Source organism: Kitasatospora sp. NPDC097605 (assembly GCF_040302725.1).
GTDB lineage: Bacteria > Actinomycetota > Actinomycetes > Streptomycetales > Streptomycetaceae > Kitasatospora.
Window position 1 is genome coordinate 102,117 of record NZ_JBEOSF010000008.1, and the last position, 18,617, is coordinate 120,733.

14 protein-coding genes and 1 pseudogene are annotated in these 18,617 nt (G+C 74.6%); 7 read left to right on the plus strand and 8 right to left on the minus strand.

The features are described 5' to 3' along the window. Nucleotides 1-9: 9 nt before the first annotated feature. From ABTX81_RS12005 to ABTX81_RS12015, 3 genes are all read right to left on the minus strand, one after another. Entirely contained in the window at nucleotides 10-447 is a 438-nt protein-coding gene (locus ABTX81_RS12005; protein WP_350543451.1) for a hypothetical protein, read from the minus strand. A gap of 100 nt (nucleotides 448-547) precedes the next feature. Next, complete coding sequence (locus ABTX81_RS12010) at nucleotides 548-3,310, minus strand: IPT/TIG domain-containing protein (protein ID WP_350543453.1); 2,763 nt, start codon at nucleotides 3,308-3,310, stop codon at nucleotides 548-550. Between the two features lie 183 nt (nucleotides 3,311-3,493). Then, nucleotides 3,494-5,302: an NAD-binding protein gene (locus tag ABTX81_RS12015; protein ID WP_350543455.1), complete on the minus strand. Its 1,809-nt coding sequence runs from the start codon at nucleotides 5,300-5,302 to the stop codon at nucleotides 3,494-3,496. Nucleotides 5,303-5,423: 121 nt separating this feature from the next. On the opposite strand from ABTX81_RS12015, the gene ABTX81_RS12020 reads away from it, so the two are divergent. Beyond that, entirely contained in the window at nucleotides 5,424-6,101 is a 678-nt protein-coding gene (locus ABTX81_RS12020) for an HdeD family acid-resistance protein (RefSeq protein WP_350543457.1), read from the plus strand. A gap of 16 nt (nucleotides 6,102-6,117) precedes the next feature. Here the strand turns inward: ABTX81_RS12020 and ABTX81_RS12025 are convergent, their stop codons facing one another. Further along, nucleotides 6,118-7,536: a CoA transferase gene (locus tag ABTX81_RS12025; protein ID WP_350543459.1), complete on the minus strand. Its 1,419-nt coding sequence runs from the start codon at nucleotides 7,534-7,536 to the stop codon at nucleotides 6,118-6,120. Nucleotides 7,537-7,641: 105 nt separating this feature from the next. Here ABTX81_RS12025 and ABTX81_RS12030 point away from each other — a divergent pair. Further along, a pseudogene (locus ABTX81_RS12030) lies at nucleotides 7,642-8,335 on the plus strand (MBL fold metallo-hydrolase). 36 nt (nucleotides 8,336-8,371) lie between these two features. Here the strand turns inward: ABTX81_RS12030 and ABTX81_RS12035 are convergent. Beyond that, a complete protein-coding gene (locus ABTX81_RS12035) occupies nucleotides 8,372-9,688 on the minus strand; it encodes a cytochrome P450 (protein WP_350543463.1) in 1,317 nt (438 codons plus the stop codon). Nucleotides 9,689-10,038: 350 nt separating this feature from the next. Between ABTX81_RS12035 and ABTX81_RS12040 the strand changes: the two genes are divergently transcribed. Continuing rightward, entirely contained in the window at nucleotides 10,039-10,974 is a 936-nt protein-coding gene (locus ABTX81_RS12040) for a hypothetical protein (protein ID WP_350543465.1), read from the plus strand. Nucleotides 10,975-11,372: 398 nt separating this feature from the next. Here the strand turns inward: ABTX81_RS12040 and ABTX81_RS12045 are convergent, their stop codons facing one another. Next, complete coding sequence (locus tag ABTX81_RS12045; RefSeq protein ID WP_350543467.1) at nucleotides 11,373-11,666, minus strand: zf-HC2 domain-containing protein; 294 nt, start codon at nucleotides 11,664-11,666, stop codon at nucleotides 11,373-11,375. 55 nt (nucleotides 11,667-11,721) lie between these two features. On the opposite strand from ABTX81_RS12045, the gene ABTX81_RS12050 reads away from it, so the two are divergent. From ABTX81_RS12050 to ABTX81_RS12065, 4 genes are all read left to right on the plus strand, one after another. Then, nucleotides 11,722-12,300, plus strand: a complete 579-nt coding sequence (locus ABTX81_RS12050; RefSeq protein ID WP_350543469.1) for a sigma-70 family RNA polymerase sigma factor — start codon at nucleotides 11,722-11,724, stop codon at nucleotides 12,298-12,300. A 332-nt stretch (nucleotides 12,301-12,632) separates the two neighbouring features. Continuing rightward, on the plus strand, nucleotides 12,633-14,093 hold the full coding sequence (locus ABTX81_RS12055; RefSeq protein WP_350543471.1) for an MFS transporter: 1,461 nt from the start codon (nucleotides 12,633-12,635) through the stop codon (nucleotides 14,091-14,093). A gap of 56 nt (nucleotides 14,094-14,149) precedes the next feature. After that, on the plus strand, nucleotides 14,150-15,511 hold the full coding sequence (locus ABTX81_RS12060) for a cytochrome P450 family protein (protein WP_350543473.1): 1,362 nt from the start codon (nucleotides 14,150-14,152) through the stop codon (nucleotides 15,509-15,511). 117 nt (nucleotides 15,512-15,628) lie between these two features. After that, nucleotides 15,629-16,651: an L-tyrosine/L-tryptophan isonitrile synthase family protein gene (locus ABTX81_RS12065; protein WP_350543475.1), complete on the plus strand. Its 1,023-nt coding sequence runs from the start codon at nucleotides 15,629-15,631 to the stop codon at nucleotides 16,649-16,651. Here ABTX81_RS12065 and ABTX81_RS12070 read toward each other — a convergent pair. Together ABTX81_RS12070 and ABTX81_RS12075 are read right to left on the minus strand one after the other, a co-directional pair. After that, entirely contained in the window at nucleotides 16,636-17,517 is an 882-nt protein-coding gene (locus tag ABTX81_RS12070) for an ABC transporter ATP-binding protein (RefSeq protein ID WP_350543477.1), read from the minus strand. The genes ABTX81_RS12065 and ABTX81_RS12070 overlap by 16 nt on opposite strands. Further along, nucleotides 17,514-18,614 carry a FecCD family ABC transporter permease gene (locus ABTX81_RS12075; protein WP_350543479.1) on the minus strand — a complete coding sequence of 367 codons (1,101 nt, stop codon included), beginning with the start codon at nucleotides 18,612-18,614 and terminating at the stop codon, nucleotides 17,514-17,516. The genes ABTX81_RS12070 and ABTX81_RS12075 overlap by 4 nt, the downstream gene beginning before the upstream one ends. Nucleotides 18,615-18,617: the final 3 nt, after the last annotated feature.

An 18,617-nucleotide genomic window follows, 5' to 3' on the forward strand; every position in this document is an offset into this window, starting at 1 on the left:
CGATCCCGGTCAGCCCCAGGTGAGCGGGTCCAGGTGGAGGTAGAAGCGCAGGCGGTCGTGGTCGAGGACGAGGCCGTAGCTCTCGGCGAACGCCGTGTCCGCCGCCTGCGCCTGGAGCTCGTTCGTCCAGGTCTCCCGCGCGTTGGCCAGGAGCAGCGCCAGGTCGGCGTGGCGGTCGGCCTGACCGAGGCGCCCCAGGTCGACGGATCCGGACACGTCCAGGCTCCGTGGATCGAGCACGATGCTGGGCAGGCAGAGGTCCCCCGATCCGGTCCGCTCGGCCGTCAGGTCGGCTGCGCCGGCGGCGGGTACGCACGTGGCGTACCTGGCGGCGTCGGCGCTGCGGAAGACGAGGGCACCCGACTCGCCGGTGGTGACAGGCAGCCATGCGCCGCCGAGACCGATCCGGGTGAGGGGGTGGATGCGGCGCGACCGTCCATCGACCACTCCGGTCAACTCGGTTCGGGTGCACCCGTGTCCGCTTCAAACGCCGGTGGGGTGGTCGTGGCCGGCTGCCACGACCACCCCACCGGTCAGGTCTGCTCGGTCAGCCGTGGTGGCGACGGCGGCGGGTGAAGGCGACGGTGAGGCCGCCGAGGATCAGCAGGGTGGCGCTGGCCGTCGCGGTGGCGAGCGTGGTGGTGCCGGTGCTGGCGAGGGTGCCGTCCGAGGACCGCGGGGGTGCCGCAGCGGCCGGGGCCGCCGGGGCTCCCGGAAGCCGCGGGGCCTGCGGGGCGGGCGAGGTTCCCGGCACGGCCGGAGCCGATGAGCCCTGCGGGTTCGACGGGGTGGGGCCGGGAGTGCCCGTGGTGGCCGTCGGGGTCGGGGTCGGGGTCGAGGACGGCGTCGCGGTGGGCGAGGGGGTGCTCGTGGGCGTGGCGGTGTGGTCGGTGGTGCAGGTCTTGGCGGTGTCGCAGGTGCCGCGCTTGTCGTCGGCGGTGGTGACGGTGTTGCGCAGCTGCCTGTCGCCGTTGGCGGTGACGGTGACGGAGTAGGTGATGGTGGCGGTGGCGTCCTGGGGCAGGTCGCCGGTCCAGGTGAGCTTGCCGTCCTTGACTTCGGTGGTGCCGGTGGTGGCCTTGGCGTCGTTGTTGTAGGTGGCGTCGTCGAGGACCTTCGCCAGGTCGTCGGTCAGGGTCGCGCCCTTGACCTCGCCCGCGCCGTGCTGGGCGACGGTGACGGTGTAGGTGACCTTGTCGCCGGCCTTGACCGTCGAACCCGGGGCGGGGTCGGCGGTCTTGGCGAAGACGTAGGAGCCTTCCTCATAGGTGTACGTCCCGGCCGCGCCGGTGCCGGCGGGGGTGGTGATGGTGATGTCGACCTTCCCGGGGGTGGTCCCGGCGGGGACGGTCGCGGTGATCTGCGTGTCACTGTCGACCGTGAACGACGACGCCGGGGTCGCACCGAAGTTCACCGCGGTCGCCCCCGTCAGGTACGTGCCGGTGAGGGTGACGGTGGTACCACCGACGAGCGGGCCATGGCCGGGGGCGATCGAGGTGACGGCGGGCGCCGGGATGTCGTACGTGTACGGGGCCGCGCCGGTGCCGGCGGGGGTGGTGACGGTGATGTCGACCTTGCCGGGAACCGTCCCGGCGGGGACGGTCGCCGTGATCTGCGTGTCGCTGTCCACCGTGAACGCGGTCGCTGGGGTGGCGCCGAAGGCCACCGCGGTCGCACCGGTCAGGTACGTGCCGGTGAGGGTCACCGTGGTAGCGCCGGCCAGCGGGCCGTGGCCGGGTGCGACGGCGGTCACCGTGGGCGCCGGAGTGTCGTAGGTGTACTTCTGGATGGCGCTGGTGCCGCCGGGGGTGGTGACGGTGACGTCGACCGCGCCCGGGGTGGTCCCGGCGGGGACGGTGGCGGTGATCCGGGTGTCACTGTCGATCGTGAACGCGGCGGCCTTCTTGGTACCGAAGGTCACCGCGGTGGCACCAGCCAGGTTGGTGCCCGTGAGGGTGGCGGTGGTGCCGCCGGCGAGCGGCCCGTGGTCGGGCGCGATGCCGCTCACGACGGGCGCCGGTGCGTCGTAGGTGTACGTCCCGGCGGCGACGTCGCGGCCCGCGACGGTCGCGGTGACGTCGACGGCACCGGCGGCGTGCGCCGGGACGGTGGCGGTGACGGTGGTGCGGTCGACCACCTTCACGTCGGTCGCCGGGGTGCCGCCGAAGCTGACCGCGGTGGCGCCGGTCAGGAACTTGCCGGTGAGGGTGACGGTGGTGCCGCCGGCGACCGGCCCGTGGGCGGGGCTGATGCCGGTGACCGCGGGCTGGGCGACCTTGCCGACCGCCGAACCGTACGGGGATGCACCGGTGGGAACGGTGCCGGTGACGGTGTTGGTCGCGGTGTCGATCACCGAGACCGTGTTGTCGCCGAAGTTGGCGACGTAGACGTGGGCACCGTCCACATCGACCGAGGCCGAGATCGGCCGGCCGCCGACCGGCACCGTGGCGACGACGGTAAGGGTCGCGACGTCCAGGATCGACACCGAGTTGGACGAGCCGTTGACGACGTACGCGAGCGCACCGTCCGGAGTGATGGCCACGTCCTGCGGCAGGGAGCCGACGCCGACGGTCGCCACGATCGTGTTGCTGGCGGTGTCGATGGCCGAGATGTTGTTGGTGGCCCCGAAGGGGATGAACGCGAGCTTGCCGTTGGGCGTGATCGCCACCCCGGTCGGCTTACTGGCGCCGCTGGGCGGGGTGACGGTGGCGACGACCGTGTTACTGGCCGTGTCGATCACCGACACCGAGTCGGCCCCGAAATTCGCGGTGTAGATCCGGCTGCCGTCCGGGGTCACCGCCAGGGCGGCCACCTGGCGGCCCCCCTGGACCCGGGCGACGGTCGTCCGGGTGGCGGTGTCGATCACGTTGACCGTGTTGATTCCGCTGTAGGTGGCCAGGTAGGCGTACTTGCCGTCCGGCGAGAAGGCCACCGCGAAGGGGGAGAGGTCGACCGTGATCATGCCGGAGACGGTGTTGGTCACGGTGTCGATCACCGAGACGCTACCGCCGTTGACGTTGGGAACGTACACCTCCGAGCCGTCCGGCGACATGGCGGGGTTCTGCGGACGGCGGCCGACCGGGACGGTGGCGACCACCGACTTGGCCGCCGGGTCGTAGACGGTGACCGTGTTCTCGGCGGAGTTGGCGATGTAGACGAGCTTCGCCGGAGGCGCCGCGTGCCCGGTCGCGGCCGGGACGACCGCGCCCAGGGTGCCCAGCACCATGGCCGTCACCGCCGCCGCCGTACCGCGCCGCAGCCTTCGCCAGCGGCTCGAACGAGTCGCCCCGATGTCGGGGACCAGTGCCATGTACTCCGCCTCTCCGCGGGCCAGGACCGCCCGACCCCCCGGCCAGGCGGCGTCAAATCGCGCCCTGTTCACGACATTTGACGACACACAGAATGGCGGACGATGACCGTCTCCGTCCATTCACAAGCGGAACGTGACCGTCCGTGATATGCCCCCGGGTCCGCGCCGGTCGGGTTCGCGGGCTCAGTCACCGCCCGCCGGCGTGGTGTTGAGCCGGGCCAGGCCACTGCGGGTGGCGGCGACCACGACGCTGTCGCCGGGTTCGAGGGCGCGGGTGCGGTCGGCGTAGTTCCACTGGTAGAGCCGCGGGCGGCGGGCCAGCCGGACGGCGAGGACGCGCACGCCGCCGCCGTCCTCCAGGTCGTGGCGGTTGCGGCCGATCAGGCCGCTGCCGAGCTCGGCGGACAACTCGGCGATCAGCAGCACGTGCCGGAACACCGCCAGCGTGCCGAGCACCTCGCGGCCCATCAGCGCGGCGGCGAAGGCCGGGGCGGCGAGGTAGGAGGTGGAGCGGGAGGCCACGTTGTCCAGGGTGGCGTAGACGTGGCTCGCGAAGGAGTCGTCGAACAGCCGAAGCACCACCCGGACGTCGGGCCGCACGGCGCGCGCCTCCAGGGCCGCCTCCAGGTTGGTGGCGTCGTCGCCGCTGACCGCGACCACGGCGCGGCTGTGCTTGAGCCTGGCCCGGCGCAGCTGTTCGGCGAGCGGCCCGTCGTCGACCACCACCGGGACGCCGAGCGCGCGGGCGGCGGAGATGCCGCGGGCCTGCGGGTCGCTCTCCAGGCCGACCACGGGCACGCCGAGGGCGTGCAGCCGGCTGACCACCCGGGTGCCGACGTTGCCGAGGCCGACCACGACGACGTGGTCGCGGGTGCCGGCGCCGGGGTTGCGGGGCTGGCCGCGCCGGCCGGAGGCGAGCACCTCGACCATGATGGCGGTGGCGACGGGGGCGAAGGTGATGCCGCAGAAGGTGATCACGACCTGGGCGACCCGCTGCCAGGTGCCGCCGGTCCCGCCCGGGGCGCCGGGCTGGTCGGGCTGGGCGGCGCCGGCGAGGTCGAGCAGCGAGGTGTAGAGGGTCCAGGCGACGTTGCCGTTGAGGTGCCAGAGCAGGCCGAAGGCGAGCAGCACCGCGGCCAGGGCGGTGATCAGCACCACCCGAAGCCGGGCGCTGGTGAAGAAGCGCAGGGTGTCGAGCAGCCGCCAGCGCAGCCGCCGCCACCAGGCGATCCGTACGGCGGGTTCGCTGCGCAGGGTCTGCAGGGCGGCGACGCCGCCGTCCGGCTCGGCGGGGTCGGGCGTGTCGGCGGCGCGGCGGGCCTCGGCGCCGGAGCGGATGGGGCCGTCGTCGCCGAACTCGCTGGCCAGCCGGACGAAGGAGGCGGCGTCGCCCTCCTGGGCGGGCAGCAGGCGGATCCGGCCGAGGTCCTGGCGGTCGATCCGGTCGGCGACGACGCAGAGCCGGTCGGAGCCGATGTCGTCGTCGTAGGCGATGTGCAGGAAGCGGTCGCCGACCTGGACGGAGTCGGGGCGCGAGAGGGCGGCGTCGGCGAAGGCGGGGGCGGCGGTGGCGGAGCCGGACAGCGCGGTGCCGTTCCTGAGCAGGCGTTCGATGTTGGCGCCGAGCCGCTGGTTGAACATCCGCAGGACGATGCGGATGGCGGGGTTGTGTCCCTGCGCGGACAGCGCGGCGTGGATGTTCTCCTGGTCGTGGCCGTCGACGAAGGCGATGCCGCGGGCGGTCTCCACCCGGACGGCGCGCAGTGCCTCCTCGGTGACGCTGCTGTACTCGACGACGGCGGCGACGCCCTCCAGCCGTTCGATCCGGGGCGCGTGGTCGCGGGCGCGGTCCGGGACGAGGACGACGACCGGGACTTCGTAGTGTTCGACGAGTTCCAGTGCCAGGCGGTGGGCGAGCGCGTTGCCGCCGCAGACGATGTAGTGCTGGCTGATCGGCTCGACCGGAGGGGCCCCCCACCCTTCAGAAGTCATATCGACGGATCTTATCGACGCCGGGTGAGGCGCAGATGACGTTCCGGAGATCCCGGGGGAAACCCGTTCGGTCGCCCGAACGGGTGTATCCGGCGCGCGGACGGGGGCGTGCGGGGCGATCGTGAGGAGCGCCCGTCACCCGCACGCCGAGGGCGCCCGCGCACACTCCGGGGCGTCCGCTCCCCTGGAGGACGCCACCGTGGTCTCCCCGATCATCACCCCCGACGGATCCCCGGTCCAGGGCCCGCTGGGCCTGCTCGCCAAGGCCGCCTGGCAGGTCCTGCTGGTCGCCGGGCTCGTCTCGCTCGGCCTCGGGATCGTCGTGTTCGTCTGGCCGGAGGAGACGCTGCTGGTGGTCGGCGTGCTGTTCGGCCTCTATCTGCTGGTCATCGGCATCGTGCAGCTGGTCGCCGCGTTCGGCACGCACGCCACCACCGCGATGCGGGTGCTGGCGTTCATCAGCGGCGCGATCTGCGTGCTGCTCGGCCTGCTCTGCTTCCGCAGCGCGGCGCGGTCGGTGCTGCTGCTCGCGATCTGGATCGGCATCGGCTGGCTGTTCCGCGGCATCACGCAGCTCGCCGCCGCCCTCTCGGACGAGGCCATGCCGGCCCGCGGCTGGCAGGCGTTCGCGGGCGCGGCGAACACCCTCGCCGGTGTGCTGCTGATGGTCTGGCCGGCCGGTTCGATCACCGCGCTGACCGTGCTGGCCGGCTGCTGGCTGGTGATCCTCGGGCTGATCGAGATCGCGACGGCCTTCCAGGTGCGGAGCACCGCCAAGCAGCTCCCCTCCGGCGTCTGACCTCGCCGACCGGTCCTCAGGCCCAGCGCGGCGCGTCCGTGCCCCAGCGCCCCGGCGGGCGCGTCCAGTCCGCCGGGGCGCCCTCGTACCCGACGGGCGACAGCGCGTGGCGCAGCCGCCCGTACGGCGAGTCGGTCTCGGTGAGCCACCGGGCCGGGTCGTAGGGCTCGCCGTTGGGCGGCAGGTGCGGGTCGGCGGTGGGGGCGATGCCGTGCAGCAGCCAGGAGGCGGTGCCGGCCAGCGAGTAGCGCAGGTGGCGCCCGCCGGGGCGGCCGGTGCGCTGCTCGGTGAGGGCGCGCAGCACGCCGGCCGCGACGAGGTAGCCGGTGCCGTGGTCGAGGGCCTGGGCGGGCAGGGCGCCGGGGCGGCCGTCGGCGCCGGCCTCGGTGGCGGCGATGCCGACGCCGGCCTGGACGAGGCTGTCGAAGCCGCGCCGCCCGGCCCACGGGCCGCTCCAGCCCCAGGCGTTCAGCTCGGCGACGACCAGGCCCGGCCGGCGGGCGAGCAGGGTCGCGGGGGCCAGGCCGTAGGCGTCCAGCGCGCCGGGGCGGTAGCCGGTGACGACGGCGTCGGCGGTGGCGAGCAGTTCCTCGAAGACGGCCCGGTCGGCGCCGTCGGCGAGGTCGAGGCGGGCGGAGCGCTTGCCGAAGCCGGTGTCGGCGTGGGCGTCGTCGGCCTCGGGCAGGTGCGGCGAATCGAGGCGCAGCACGTCGGCGCCGAGCAGGGCGAGGGTGCGGGTGGCGACGGGGCCGGCGATCACCCGGGTGAGGTCGAGGACGCGGATCCCGGCGGCGGGCCGGTCGGCGGGTGCGGCGTCGAGCGGCCGGGGCGCGGCCTCGTCGGCGGCGCGGACGTCGACCAGCGGCAGGAGGGTGTCCCGGACCGGCGCGACGGCGACGGCGAGCGCCCCCGCCGCGTACGCGCGCTCCTGGACGGCCGCGGCCGGCAGCTCGCGCAGCACGGCGGCGAGCCGTTCGGGCCCGGTGTCGTCGGGCAGGCCGAGGGCGGTGAGCAGGCGGTCGCGGTGGTGGGGGTAGTTGGCGTGGGTGCGCAGCCAGCCGTCGGCGGTCGGCCAGAAGCCGGAGAGCGGCGCGAAGGAGACCGGGGCGCGGCCGTCGATCCGCAGGTGGCGCTCGCTGACGAAGGCCGTGGCGACGGCGCCCTGGTCGATCCGGACCCGCGGCACGGGGCCGCCGGAGCGCAGCGCGGCGAGTTCGGCGGCGGCCAGCGAGCAGGCGGCGACGGTGGCCCGGGCGAGGCGCCGCACGGGCAGCCGGGAGGGCAGCACCGCGTCGGGGCCGTGGAAGGAGACCCGCTCCAGCAGCGCGGCCGGCCCGCCGAGGGCGCGCCAGGCGTCGGCGGTGGGGACGTCGACGGGGCCTTCCGTGGGGCCTTCAGCGGGGCCTGACGGGACGGGGAGCGGACGGTTGGTCATGTCGGCATTGTGGCCCGTGCGGTGGGGTGGACGCAGTGACGTCCGCCACCGCTTCCCCCGGGAGGACCCGCATGGCCAGTCCCCGCCCCCGCTCCGGCGCCCGCGATCCGGCGGCTCGATCTCGGCTGCTTCGTCCGTCCGGCCGGGGAGGCGGCAATCCGGAGCCGCGGGTGGAGCCGGTGCCGGCGTACCCGGTGCGCCGGCCGGAGGGGCTGCTGCTTTTGGACACCGGCCTCGGCGAGGGCGATCCGGAGGCCGACGCGCACTACCGCCCGGTGCGGCGGCCGCTGACGGCGGCGCCGGCGGCGGCGGGTGCGGCTCCGGGGGACGTGGACGTGGTCGTCAACTGCCATCTGCACTTCGACCACTGCGGCGGCAACCCGCTGCTCGCCGGGGTGCCGGTGTGGACGCAGGCGGCGGAACCGGCGCGGGCCCGGGCGGGCGGGTACACGATCGACGCGCTGGTGGACTTCCCGGGCGTCCGTGACCGGGAGCTGGACGGGGAGGCGGAGGTGTGGCCGGGTGTGCGGGTGGTACCGACGCCCGGTCACACCGCCGGGCACCAGTCGCTGACGGTGGCCGGTCCGGACGGCTGCACGGTGCCGGCCGGGCAGGCGTACGACACCGCGTCCGCGTACGGTGCGGCGGTGCCGGCGCGGCGGGCGGCCCGGGAGGGGGTGGTCGGCGCGCCGGGCTGCCCGGGTACCCGGCTTGGCCGGAGCGGCCGGCGGCGTCCGGTCCGCGCCGGGTGCTGCTCGCGCACGACCACGCGGTCCGGGAGCCGGCCGAGCCGGTGTGAGCGGGCGCAGGCGGGGGCGGGGAGGGTCCGCGAGGCTCAGAAGGTGAAGCGCAGCGAGCGGATCCGGTGGTCGAAGCTGGACGGGACGAAGTCCGGTTCGCCGAGGGAGCGCACCTCGGGGAGCCGGGTGAACAGCTCCCGGTAGAGCACCTTCATCTCCTGCCGGGCGAGGTGCGCGCCGAGGCAGTAGTGCGGCCCGCCGCCGCCGAAGCCGAGGTGGGGGTTGGGGCTGCGGGTGATGTCGAAGGCCTCGGGGTCGGTGAAGACGGTCTCGTCGCGATTGGCGGAGCCGTAGTAGAGCACCACCTTCTCGCCCGCCCGCAGCAGCGGGCCGTCGGGGCCGCCGAGCCGGTGGTCGACGGCCAGGGTGCGGCGGAACTGGATGATCGGCGTGGCGTGGCGGACGATCTCGTCGACCGCGCCGCCGAGGTGCCGGTCGAGGTCGCCGAGGAGCAGGGCGCGCTGCTCGGGGTGGGCGGTGAGCAGGTGGAGGCCGTGCGCGAGGGCGTTGCGGGTCGTCTCGACGCCGGCGACGAGCAGCAGGGAGAAGAAGGCGCCGAGCTCGCGGCCGGTGAGGCGGCGGCCGTCGACGTCGGCGGTGACCAGGGCGGAGATCAGGTCATCGGTGGGCCGGCGGCGGCGTTCACGGCCGAGGTCGGCGACCATGCCCTGCATCCGGGCCAGGGCCCGCAGCCCTCGGCCGGGCATCCGGATCCTCCGGCGCAGCGGACGGGCGACACCGGTGTTCTCGGAGGCGTGGTCGACCTGCGCGAGGATGGCGCGGCGGGGCTCCTCCGGGATGCCCATCATGTTGCAGATCACCCGGAAGGGGAGTTCGGCGGCCACCGCGTTGACGAAGTCGGCGGGACGCTCGCGCTCCACCCGGTCGACCAGGTCGGTGGCGACCAGGCGGATGTCGTCCTCGACCCGGGCGATCAGGCGCGGGGTGAAGGCGCGGGAGACGATGCGGCGCAGCTGGGCGTGGCGGGGGTCGTCCAGGTTGACCATCGAGTCGCCGAACAGCAGGCGCACCCAGCGGGCCGGTTCGGGGGTGGTGACGCCGGGTCCGCTGAGGAAGACGGCCGGGTTGCGGCTGGCCTCGACGACGTCGGCGTGCCGGACCAGGGCATGGAAGCCGGGGGCGTCGCCGAAGCGGGCCGGGGCGGGCAGGCGGCGCAGTCCGGCGAAGGCGGCGGCGCGGTCGCGGTCGGGCAGCCGCCAGAACGCCGGGTCGGCGAGGTCGGCGAGGTCGGCGTCGGCCGGGGGGACGGTGTCGGCCGGAACGGCGGGGCAGGCCTCGGGTGCGGGGACGGCCTCGGGTGCGGGGACGGCCTCGGGTGCGGTGGTGTCCATGCCGGGTCTCCTGTCGCCTGTCGCCGTCGGCGCCCGTGTGTGCGTCGTCACATTCGGGGCGTCACATTCAGTACGTATCTGCACCGGATGTGTCAAACCGATATGACGGCATGAAGAGCATCTTCCGGACCAGTCCGGCACACCGCTCACGGCGGTCACTCACACACCGTCGGGATCCGGCCACCCCACCGTCACCGCCCCCACCGGTGTTCCCACCCGTCCGGGGCGGCGCGGGTGCCCGAACGACTTGCCCGCGGGGACCGCCTCCGAGGGGCCGGACATGCCCCGACAGGGACGGAACCGGCCAATACCGGAGGGCGCGGTACAGGTCGGCGGAGGCGGGTGCGACGATGAGTGTCATCGTGATGACCGACCGGATCCGCTCGCTGCGCGCCGTGGTCTTCGCCGCGCTCTGCGTGGCGCTGGCCGCCACGGCGCACGTCGCCATGGCGGGTTCCGGGGTCTCGGCCCCGGTCCTGGTGGGCGCGTTCGGTCTGACCCTCGGCCTCACCTGGCTGCTGGCCGGCCGACGGCGGGGGCTCACGGTGATCAGCTGCTGGATGGTGGCGGCGCAGACGGCGCTGCACCTGACGTTCGAACAGGCGGGCTCGCTGCTCGGGGGCCGCGGCCTCGCCGGCGCGCCGGCGACGGACTGGGCCTCGCTGCTGCTGTGCAATCCGGACGCGACGCCCACCGGGCTGTCCTCGGACGACCTGGCGCTGATGGCCGGGCTGGACCCGGACGTCCCGCCGTCCGGCACCGCGGCCGTCTCCCACACGCACGGCGCGGCCGCCGCCGCTCCCGACCTCTCGTCCGCCACGGGCACTCCGGTGCCGGGCTCGGGTTCGGCGGCCGCGTCCGGGATGACCACGTCCGGGATGACCGGGCACGGCATGACCGGGATGAGTGGGATGACCGGCACGGGCGGGTCGACCGGGGTGGGCGGCACCGGCGGCATGGGCGGCATGGGCGGCCACGACATGGCCGCGCACGGCATGTCGACCGGCATGATCACCGCCCACGTGGTCGCCGCGCTGGCCTGCGCGCTGCTGCTCTGGCGCGGCGAGACGGCGCTGGTGCGGCTGTTCGAACTGCTCGGCGCGCTGGGGTCGGTGCTGGCGGGGGCGCTGCTGGCGCCGCTGCTCGTCCTGTTCGCCCGCCCGGCCGGCTACCGGCCGCCTGGCACGCCCGGACCCGTCGGGCACCGGGCGCGGCTGCCGCGGTCGGTGCTGCTCTCGCACGCCCTGGTCCGGCGCGGACCTCCCGTGGCCGCGTTCGCCCGCTGACGCGCCCGCCGCCGTTCCCGGACACCGCCGGTGTCCGCCACGCGGTGGGCAGGTCGCCCCGCGCCGCAGCCGCGCCGCCGGGTACCGCCGCCCGTCCCCGGACGACCGCCGACCGACCGCGCACCACCGCCCTCCCGTGCCTTCCGCCGGGACGGCCGGGGTCGCCGCGGCCGGCCGGTGCGCCGGGGCGGGGCGCCGCCGGTACCGGTGGAGGCCGCCGCCGGGGTCCGGGCCCGCGCGCGCCGACCGTCCCGCCGCTCCCCCGGCCGGGCCGGGCTCGCGCGGCCGCCCACCGACGCCGACGGTGCCGCCCGCAACGGCACCGCACCCCGTCTTCCCCTCAGGACCCCTTCATGCCTGACTTCGACGGCGCACCGGCCCTGCCCGGCGCCACCGTCCTACCGCGTCCGCCCGTCGCCCCCCTGCCCGGGGCGGCCCTCTCCTGCTCCACCGTCCTCGATCGCGTCCGGGCCCTCCGTGCCGAGGCGCGCGAGGAGCTTCGCGGTCCAGTCCGCCGACGGCCCGTCGGTCGCGCCCGCGAGCAGCGGGCCGCGCAGTCGCTCCGCCCGCTCCAGCCACTCCCGGCAGGCCGCGCAGCGCGCGACGTGCCTGTCCAGCCGGCGGTCCGGAAGACCGGCCGGTTCGCCGTCGAGGCGGGCGGACAGAGCGGTACGGAGTTGCGCGCATCTCATATGACCATCGTCCCGTACCTCCTTCCGGGTGGGACCGACCGGGTGGGGGGCCGTCGTGGATGACGAGCAGCTGACCGCGCTCGCGCTGGCCGCCCGCGAGGGCCGCTCCGCCGATGTCGAGGCCTTCGTCCGGGCCACCCAACGGGACGTGTGGCGCTTCGTCGCCCACCTCACCGATGTGCAGTCCGCCGACGACCTCGCCCAGGAGACCTTCCTGCGGGCCCTGCGCAGCCTGCCCGGGTTCGCCGGACGCTCCTCCGCCCGCACCTGGCTGCTGTCCATCGCCCGGCGGACCGTCATCGACCGCTACCGCACCGCAGCCGCCCGGCCGCGCTGCGCCGCGCTGCCGGACTGGCAGGAGGCCGCCGAGCGGCAGGGCACCGCGCCCGCCGCGGGCTTCGAGGACGGCGTGGCGCTCGGCGACCTGCTGGACCGGGTGCCCGCCCAGCGGCGGGAGGCCTTCGTGCTCACCCAGGTCGTCGGGCTGAGCTACGCCGAGGCCGCCGAGGTGGCCGGCTGCCCGGTCGGCACCGTCCGCTCCCGGGTCGCCCGGGCCCGCGAGGAGCTGATAGCCCGGCTGCGGGCGGCCGAGGCCGGGGAGCCGGCACCGGTCGAGCTGGCGGCCGTCGGCTGACACGGCGGCGGGCCGGGCGGCTCCCGGGCGGCGCCCGACAGCGCCCGACAGCGCCCGTGACACCGGGCCGCTGACAGCTGACGGATGACAGATTTCAAAATCTGTTATCCGTCAGCTGTTATCTGTCATCTGAAATATGTCAGCTGTCATCTGTCAGCGGTCACATGTCAGCCCTCCGCCCCCGGACAAGATCGGCCACCGCCGTCATGATCCGGCCAAGCCGCAAAAATCCCCCACCTGTTCGGAACTCGGGCCCGGGTACCTCCGACTGCTGTACCGGACGCCGCCGCCGAGGTGGTGTCCGGACAGCACGGGGGAACGGAGGATGACCCATGGCAACGCAGCAGTCGCCCGCCGCCGGCGCACCGGGTGACAGCCCGGCCGGGGCGGCGGACCGGTGGAGCCTGGTCTTCGCCGCAGGCCTGCTCTCCTTCGTCGCGATGCTCGACATGAACGTGGTCAACCTCGCGCTCACGGACATCGCCGACGCCTTCGACGTCTCCCGCACCACCGCCCAGTGGGCCGTGCTCGGCTACCAGCTCCCCCTGGTGGCCCTGTTGCTTCCCGCCGGGCGGTGGCTGGACCAAGTCGGCCTGCGCGCCGCGCTGTTGTTCTCCGTCGCGTGCTTCGCGCTCTTCAGCGCCCTGGCCGCCGCCGCGCCCTGGGCGAGCTGGCTGATCGCCGCCCGCCTCGCCCAAGGCGCCTTCGGCGCCGTGCTGTTCGTCCTGATGCCGGTCCTCGCCGCCACCGCCGTCCGCCCCGAGCTGCGCGGCCGGGCGATGAGCGTGCCCGCCACCCTGGGCCCGCTCGGCGCCGTCCTCGGCCCGGTGATCGGCGGCGTGCTGCTGGACCACGTCGGCTGGCGGGCGATCTTCCTGGTCAAGCTGCCGATCTGCCTGGCCGCCTGGCTGATCGCCCACCGCAACGCCCCGCACGGCGGCAAGCGGCTGCGGCTGCCCGACCGCGGCTCGCTCGGCGACGCCGCGCTGATCGGCTCGGCCATCGCCGCCGTCCTGCTCGGCCTCACCCTCGCCCCGGACGCCCCGCTCTGGCTGCTGCTCGCGCTGCCCTCCGCGCCGCTGGTGCTGTTCTGGCTGCGCCGCCCCGGCGGGCGCCCGGTCGCCACCGTGATGCGCGCCTCCGGCACCGCCGCCGTCAACGGCTCGGTGCTGGCGCTCGCCGCCGGCTTCGCCGCCAACCACTTCCTGCTCGCCCAGTACCTGCGCCGGGAGGACGGGGAGAGCGCGACCACCACCGCCCTCACCATGCTGGCGTTCCCGCTCGGCATGGTGGTGGCCGGCCGCTTCGGCGGACGGCTCGCGGACCGCTGGGGCGCCCGCCCGACCGCGATCACCGGCGCCGCCGTCACGGCCCTCGGCATGCTGCTGCTCATCCCGGTGGACGCCGACTGGTCCTCGCCCGACATAGCCCTGCGGCTCGCCATCGGCGGCATCGGCATGGGCCTCAACGGCGGCCCGGTCCAGGCCCTGGTGATGACCGCGGCGCCACGCGACCAGCTCGCCACCGCCGGCTCGGCCGTCCAGCTCGCCCGCAGCCTCGGCTTCGCGCTCGGCCCCGCGCTGGGCACCGCCGCCACCCTCTTCGCCACCACCGAGATCGGCGACGTGCGGGCGGGCCTGACCCTCGCCAGTGTCGCCGCCGCCACCGCCGCGGCCCTGTTGACCCTGCACCACCGCACCACCAAGGGCCACAAGCCCACCGACCGCACCACCAGCACCGAGAGCAGCACCAGCACCACCGGCACCGACCGGACGATCGGCACCCGTGCGTGACGGATCGTCATCGCGCGGCTCGCACACGGCAGATCCACACCGGAGGAACATCCGCAATGACCGACACCGTCCACGACCCGACCGCGGCGGGCGAGGCGCCCGACGGGCCCCGCTGCCCGTTCGGCTACGACGAACTCCCCGACCCCGTGCCGCTGTTCGGCCAGGAGTACAAGAGCGACCCCTATCCCCTGTACCGGCAGATGCGGGCGGCCGGCCCCGTCCACCGGGTCACCTTCCCGAGCGGCGTCGGCGCCTGGCTGGTCACCGGCTACAAGGCCGCCCACGAAGCGCTCAACGACCCCCGGCTCGGCAAGAACCACGACCTCGGCAACGACGACTGGCGCCGGCTCGCCTCGATCATGCCCGAGCCGCAGCACTCGCAGCTCCAGGTGCACCTGCTGCACCAGGACCCGCCGAAGCACACCACCATGCGCAAGCTCGTCCTGGATGCCTTCTCACCGCGCCGGGTGGAGTCGCTGCGCCCGCGCATCCAGGAGCTCGCCGACACCCTGATCGACGAGCTGCCGCCGACCGCCCCGGCCGGCGGCACCGACCTGGTGGCCGGCTTCGCGGCCCACTACCCCTTCCGGGTCTTGGCCGAAGTGATCGGCCTCCCGCAGGAGTTGGCCGTAAAGTTCGACCGCGACTGGGGCAAGGTGGTGCAACCGGTCGGCCCGCAGGACCCGGGCCGACCGGCGTACGAGGGCCGGTTGCGCGGCCTGCAGACCTACATCGCCGAGGTGGTCGCCCACAAGCGCGCCACCCACGACCCCGCCGCCACCGGCGTGGACCTGCTCGGCCGGCTCGTCGCCGCGTGCGACTCCGGCGAGTTGAGCCCCGAGGAGCTCGACTCGATGGTGTTCCAGCTGCTGGTCGCCGGCCAGGAGCCGGTCACCAACCAGATCACCACCATGCTGATCACCCTGCTGCGCCACCCGGAGCAGCTCGACCGGCTGCGCGCCGCGCTCGACCCCGACTCGCCCACCACCGAGCCGGGTCTGCTCACCCGGGCGATCGAGGAACTGCTGCGCTACGACGGCGCGTTCGAGCTCACCACCTGGCGCTTCTTCGCCGAGGACAGCGACCTGCACGGCACCACCGTGCCGGCCGGCGACTCGGTGATCGTCTCGCTCGGCGCCGCCAACCGCGACGAGGAACAGTTCCCGGACACCGACGTCCTGGACTTCGACCGCTCCCCCAACGCCCACCTGGCCTTCGGCCACGGCATCCACTTCTGCCCCGGCGCCGCCCTGGCCCGCGCCGAGCTGCAGATCGCCATCGGCACCCTGCTCACCCGACTGCCCGGGCTCCGCCCGTCCGTCGCCGACGACGAGCGCATCGACGCGCTCGCCTGGGTGCCCGCCGTCCTGGCCCGCGGGGTCAACCGGCTGCCGGTCGCCTACGACCGGCGGATCTGAGCACTCCCGAAGGGCCGACCACGATCCTCCCTGCATCCACCACAGCGTCCCGGCGACCACCGCCGGGGCGTGGCTCCGCCTGCCCGAAGCCCGATCACCGTTCCATGGAGGACCACCATGCCGTCCGCCGGCACCGTCGCCACTGACCCGAGCAACTCCCAGGCCGACAGCAACGAGAGCGATGTGACCACCGTGCAGAGCAGCACCGGGTACACCGCCCCCGACCAGCAGACCGTCACCCGGCTCTCCGCCGAGATCCTCGATCTGCTCCTCCCGCACCGCCGTGCCTCCGACCCGGAGGTCGACGCCGCCCCCGCCGACTTCCCGCTCCAGATGGAGCAGTTGGCGGACTTCATCACGGCCGGGGACCCGATCCTGTTCACCCTGCCCGGGTTCCCCTGCAAGTCCCCCAACCTCGCCAAGGTGCTCGGCCATCTGCCCGACGAGGGCGAGCGGCTCTCGCTCACCTTCCTCAACCGGCTCGCCGAGGAGATCGGCAAGCTCTACGAGCCCGGCGCCAAGATCCTGATCTGCTCCGACGGCCACATCTTCGGCGACCTCATCCACGTGCCCGACGACCACATCGACCAGTACTCCGACGAGTTGGCCGCGCTGATCGAGCGCGAGGGCCTGACCAACCTCGACACCTTCGACCTGCGGGCCGTCCTCGGTGACCTGCCCTTCGACGAGAAGCGCGCCCGGGTGCACGCCCAGTACGCGCCCACCAAGGAGGAGCTGCGCGAGCAGGTGCTGACCGACGAGGAGACCGCCAAGCTCTATCGCGGCATCACCCGCTTCCTCACCGAGGACACCTTCGGCTGGACCGGCACCAAGTCCGCCCTGCAGAAGGACTGCCGCCAGCGCGCCTACGGCGTCATCCAGCGCAGCCGCGCCTGGGGCGACCTCATCGCCGAGCAGCACCCCCGCTCGTTCCGGCTCTCCATCCACCCGCAGAAGGTCGGCGTGCTGAAGTTCGGCATCCGGCTGCTGGAGCACGCGGACATGTGGATGACGCCGTGGCACTCCTCGGTACTCCACCGCCAGGACGGCGAGTGGGAACTGCTGCGCGCCGAGGAGGCGGCCAAGGTCGGCCGTTTGGTCGAGCGCAACGGCCGCCCCAGCCACTACGAGACCTCCTGACACTCGACTGAGGCCGGGGCGGCGGTGACCGGGAGCTCGGCGAGCACCCGGTCACCCACCCCGGGCAGCGGCGTGCCCGCCCCGGCCTCCGGCCCGGCCGGCGTGCGGTGGTCGAACGCGATCAACGGGTCACCCGTCAGCGGGTGTTCGACCACCGCCGCCCGGACGCCGAACACCTCGGCGAGCAGTTCGGCGGTCAGCACCTCGCGCGGCTCCCCCGAGGCGACCAGCGTGCCGCGGTGCAGCACGTGCAGCCGGTCGCACACCGAGGCGGCCGCGTTCAGGTCGTGCAGCGCGACCAGCGTGGTGCGTCGCTGCTCGCGCAGCAGCGCCAACAGCTCCACCTGGTGCCGGACGTCCAGGTGGTTGGTCGGCTCGTCCAGCACCAGGACGTCCGGCTGCTGGGCCAACGCCCTCGCCAGCAGGACGCGTTGCCGCTCCCCGCCGGAGAGCTGGGCGAACCTGCGGTCCGGCGCGTGCGCCATCCCGACCCGTTCCAGCGCCTCGCCGACCAGCCGGTGGTCCTCGGCGTCGTCCTTGGCGAAGGCCCGCTTGTAGGGGGTTCGGCCCATCGCGACCACCTCGCGGACGGTCAACTCGAAGTCCCCGCCGCGCTCCTGGGGCAGCGCCCCGATGTGCCGGGCGGACTGCGCCGGGCTCAGCTCGGACAGCTCCCGCCCCGCCAGCAGCACCCGCCCCGCGCTCGGCCGCAGATGCCGGTACACGGTGCGCAGCAGACTGGACTTGCCGCTGCCGTTGGGACCGACCAGGCCGGCGATCTCGCCCTCCTTGGCGACCAGGTGGACGCCGGCCACCACCGTCCGCCCCGACAGGGCGACGCTCACGTCTTCGACGGCGATTCTCAATTCCGCTCCAGTCGTCGGTCCAGCAGGTAGAGCAGGGTGGGCGCGCCGAGCAGGGCGGTCACCACGCCGATCGGCACCTCCTGGCCGTCCAGCGCGGTGCGGGCGAGCAGGTCGACGACCACCAGCAGCACCGCGCCGGTGAGGGCGGACAGCGGCAGCAGGCGGCGGTGGTCGCCGCCGACGAGCATCCGGCACACGTGCGGGACCATCAGCCCGACGAAGCCGATCGCCCCGGAGACGGCGACCAGGACGCCGGTGAGCACGCTGGTGACGGCGAAGATCTCGCGGCGCAGCCGGGTGACGTCGACGCCGAGGCCGGCCGCCGTCTCGTCGCCCATCAGCATCGCGTTCAGCCCCCGGGCGCGGCCCTGGAGCAGCAGCGTCCCGAGGGCCACGGCCACGGCGGGGACGGCGAGTTGGCTCCAGGTGGCGCCGCTCAGGCTGCCCATCAGCCAGAACAGCACGCCCCGGGTCTGCTGCTCGTCGCCGGTCTGCAGCACGAGGTAGCTGGTGAGGCCGGTGAGGAACTGGCCGATGCCGATGCCGGCCAGCACCAGGCGCAGCGGGGAGAAGCCGCCGCCGCGCCGGGCCAGCACCCACACCAGGGAGAACGCGGCGAGCGCGCCGAGGAAGGCGGCCACCGAGACGGTGATCCCGGCGATGCCGCCGATGGTGAGCTCCAGGCCGAGGCCGGCGCCGAGCACGATGACGCCGACCGCGCCGAGCGAGGCCCCGGAGGAGATGCCGAGCAGGAACGGGTCCGCGAGCGGATTGCGGACCAGGGCCTGCACGGCGGTGCCGACCACGCCCAGCCCGGCGCCGACGACGGCCGCCAGCAGGGCGCGGGGCACGCGCAGTTGCCAGACGATGAGGTCGCGGCTGCCGGGCGCCGGATGCTGCCCGGTGATCCGGCGGCCGACCACCTCCCACACCTCGCCGGGCGGGATGTCGACCGCGCCGAGCGAGACGGCGGCGGTCAGCGCGACGACCAGGGCGGCGGTGAGTAACGCGGCGAGCGGTCCGGCGCGCAGTGCCCGGACGCGTTCGCGCCGCACGGCGCCGCCGGCGGTGGTGGTGGAGGTGGTGGCCCCGGCCATCGG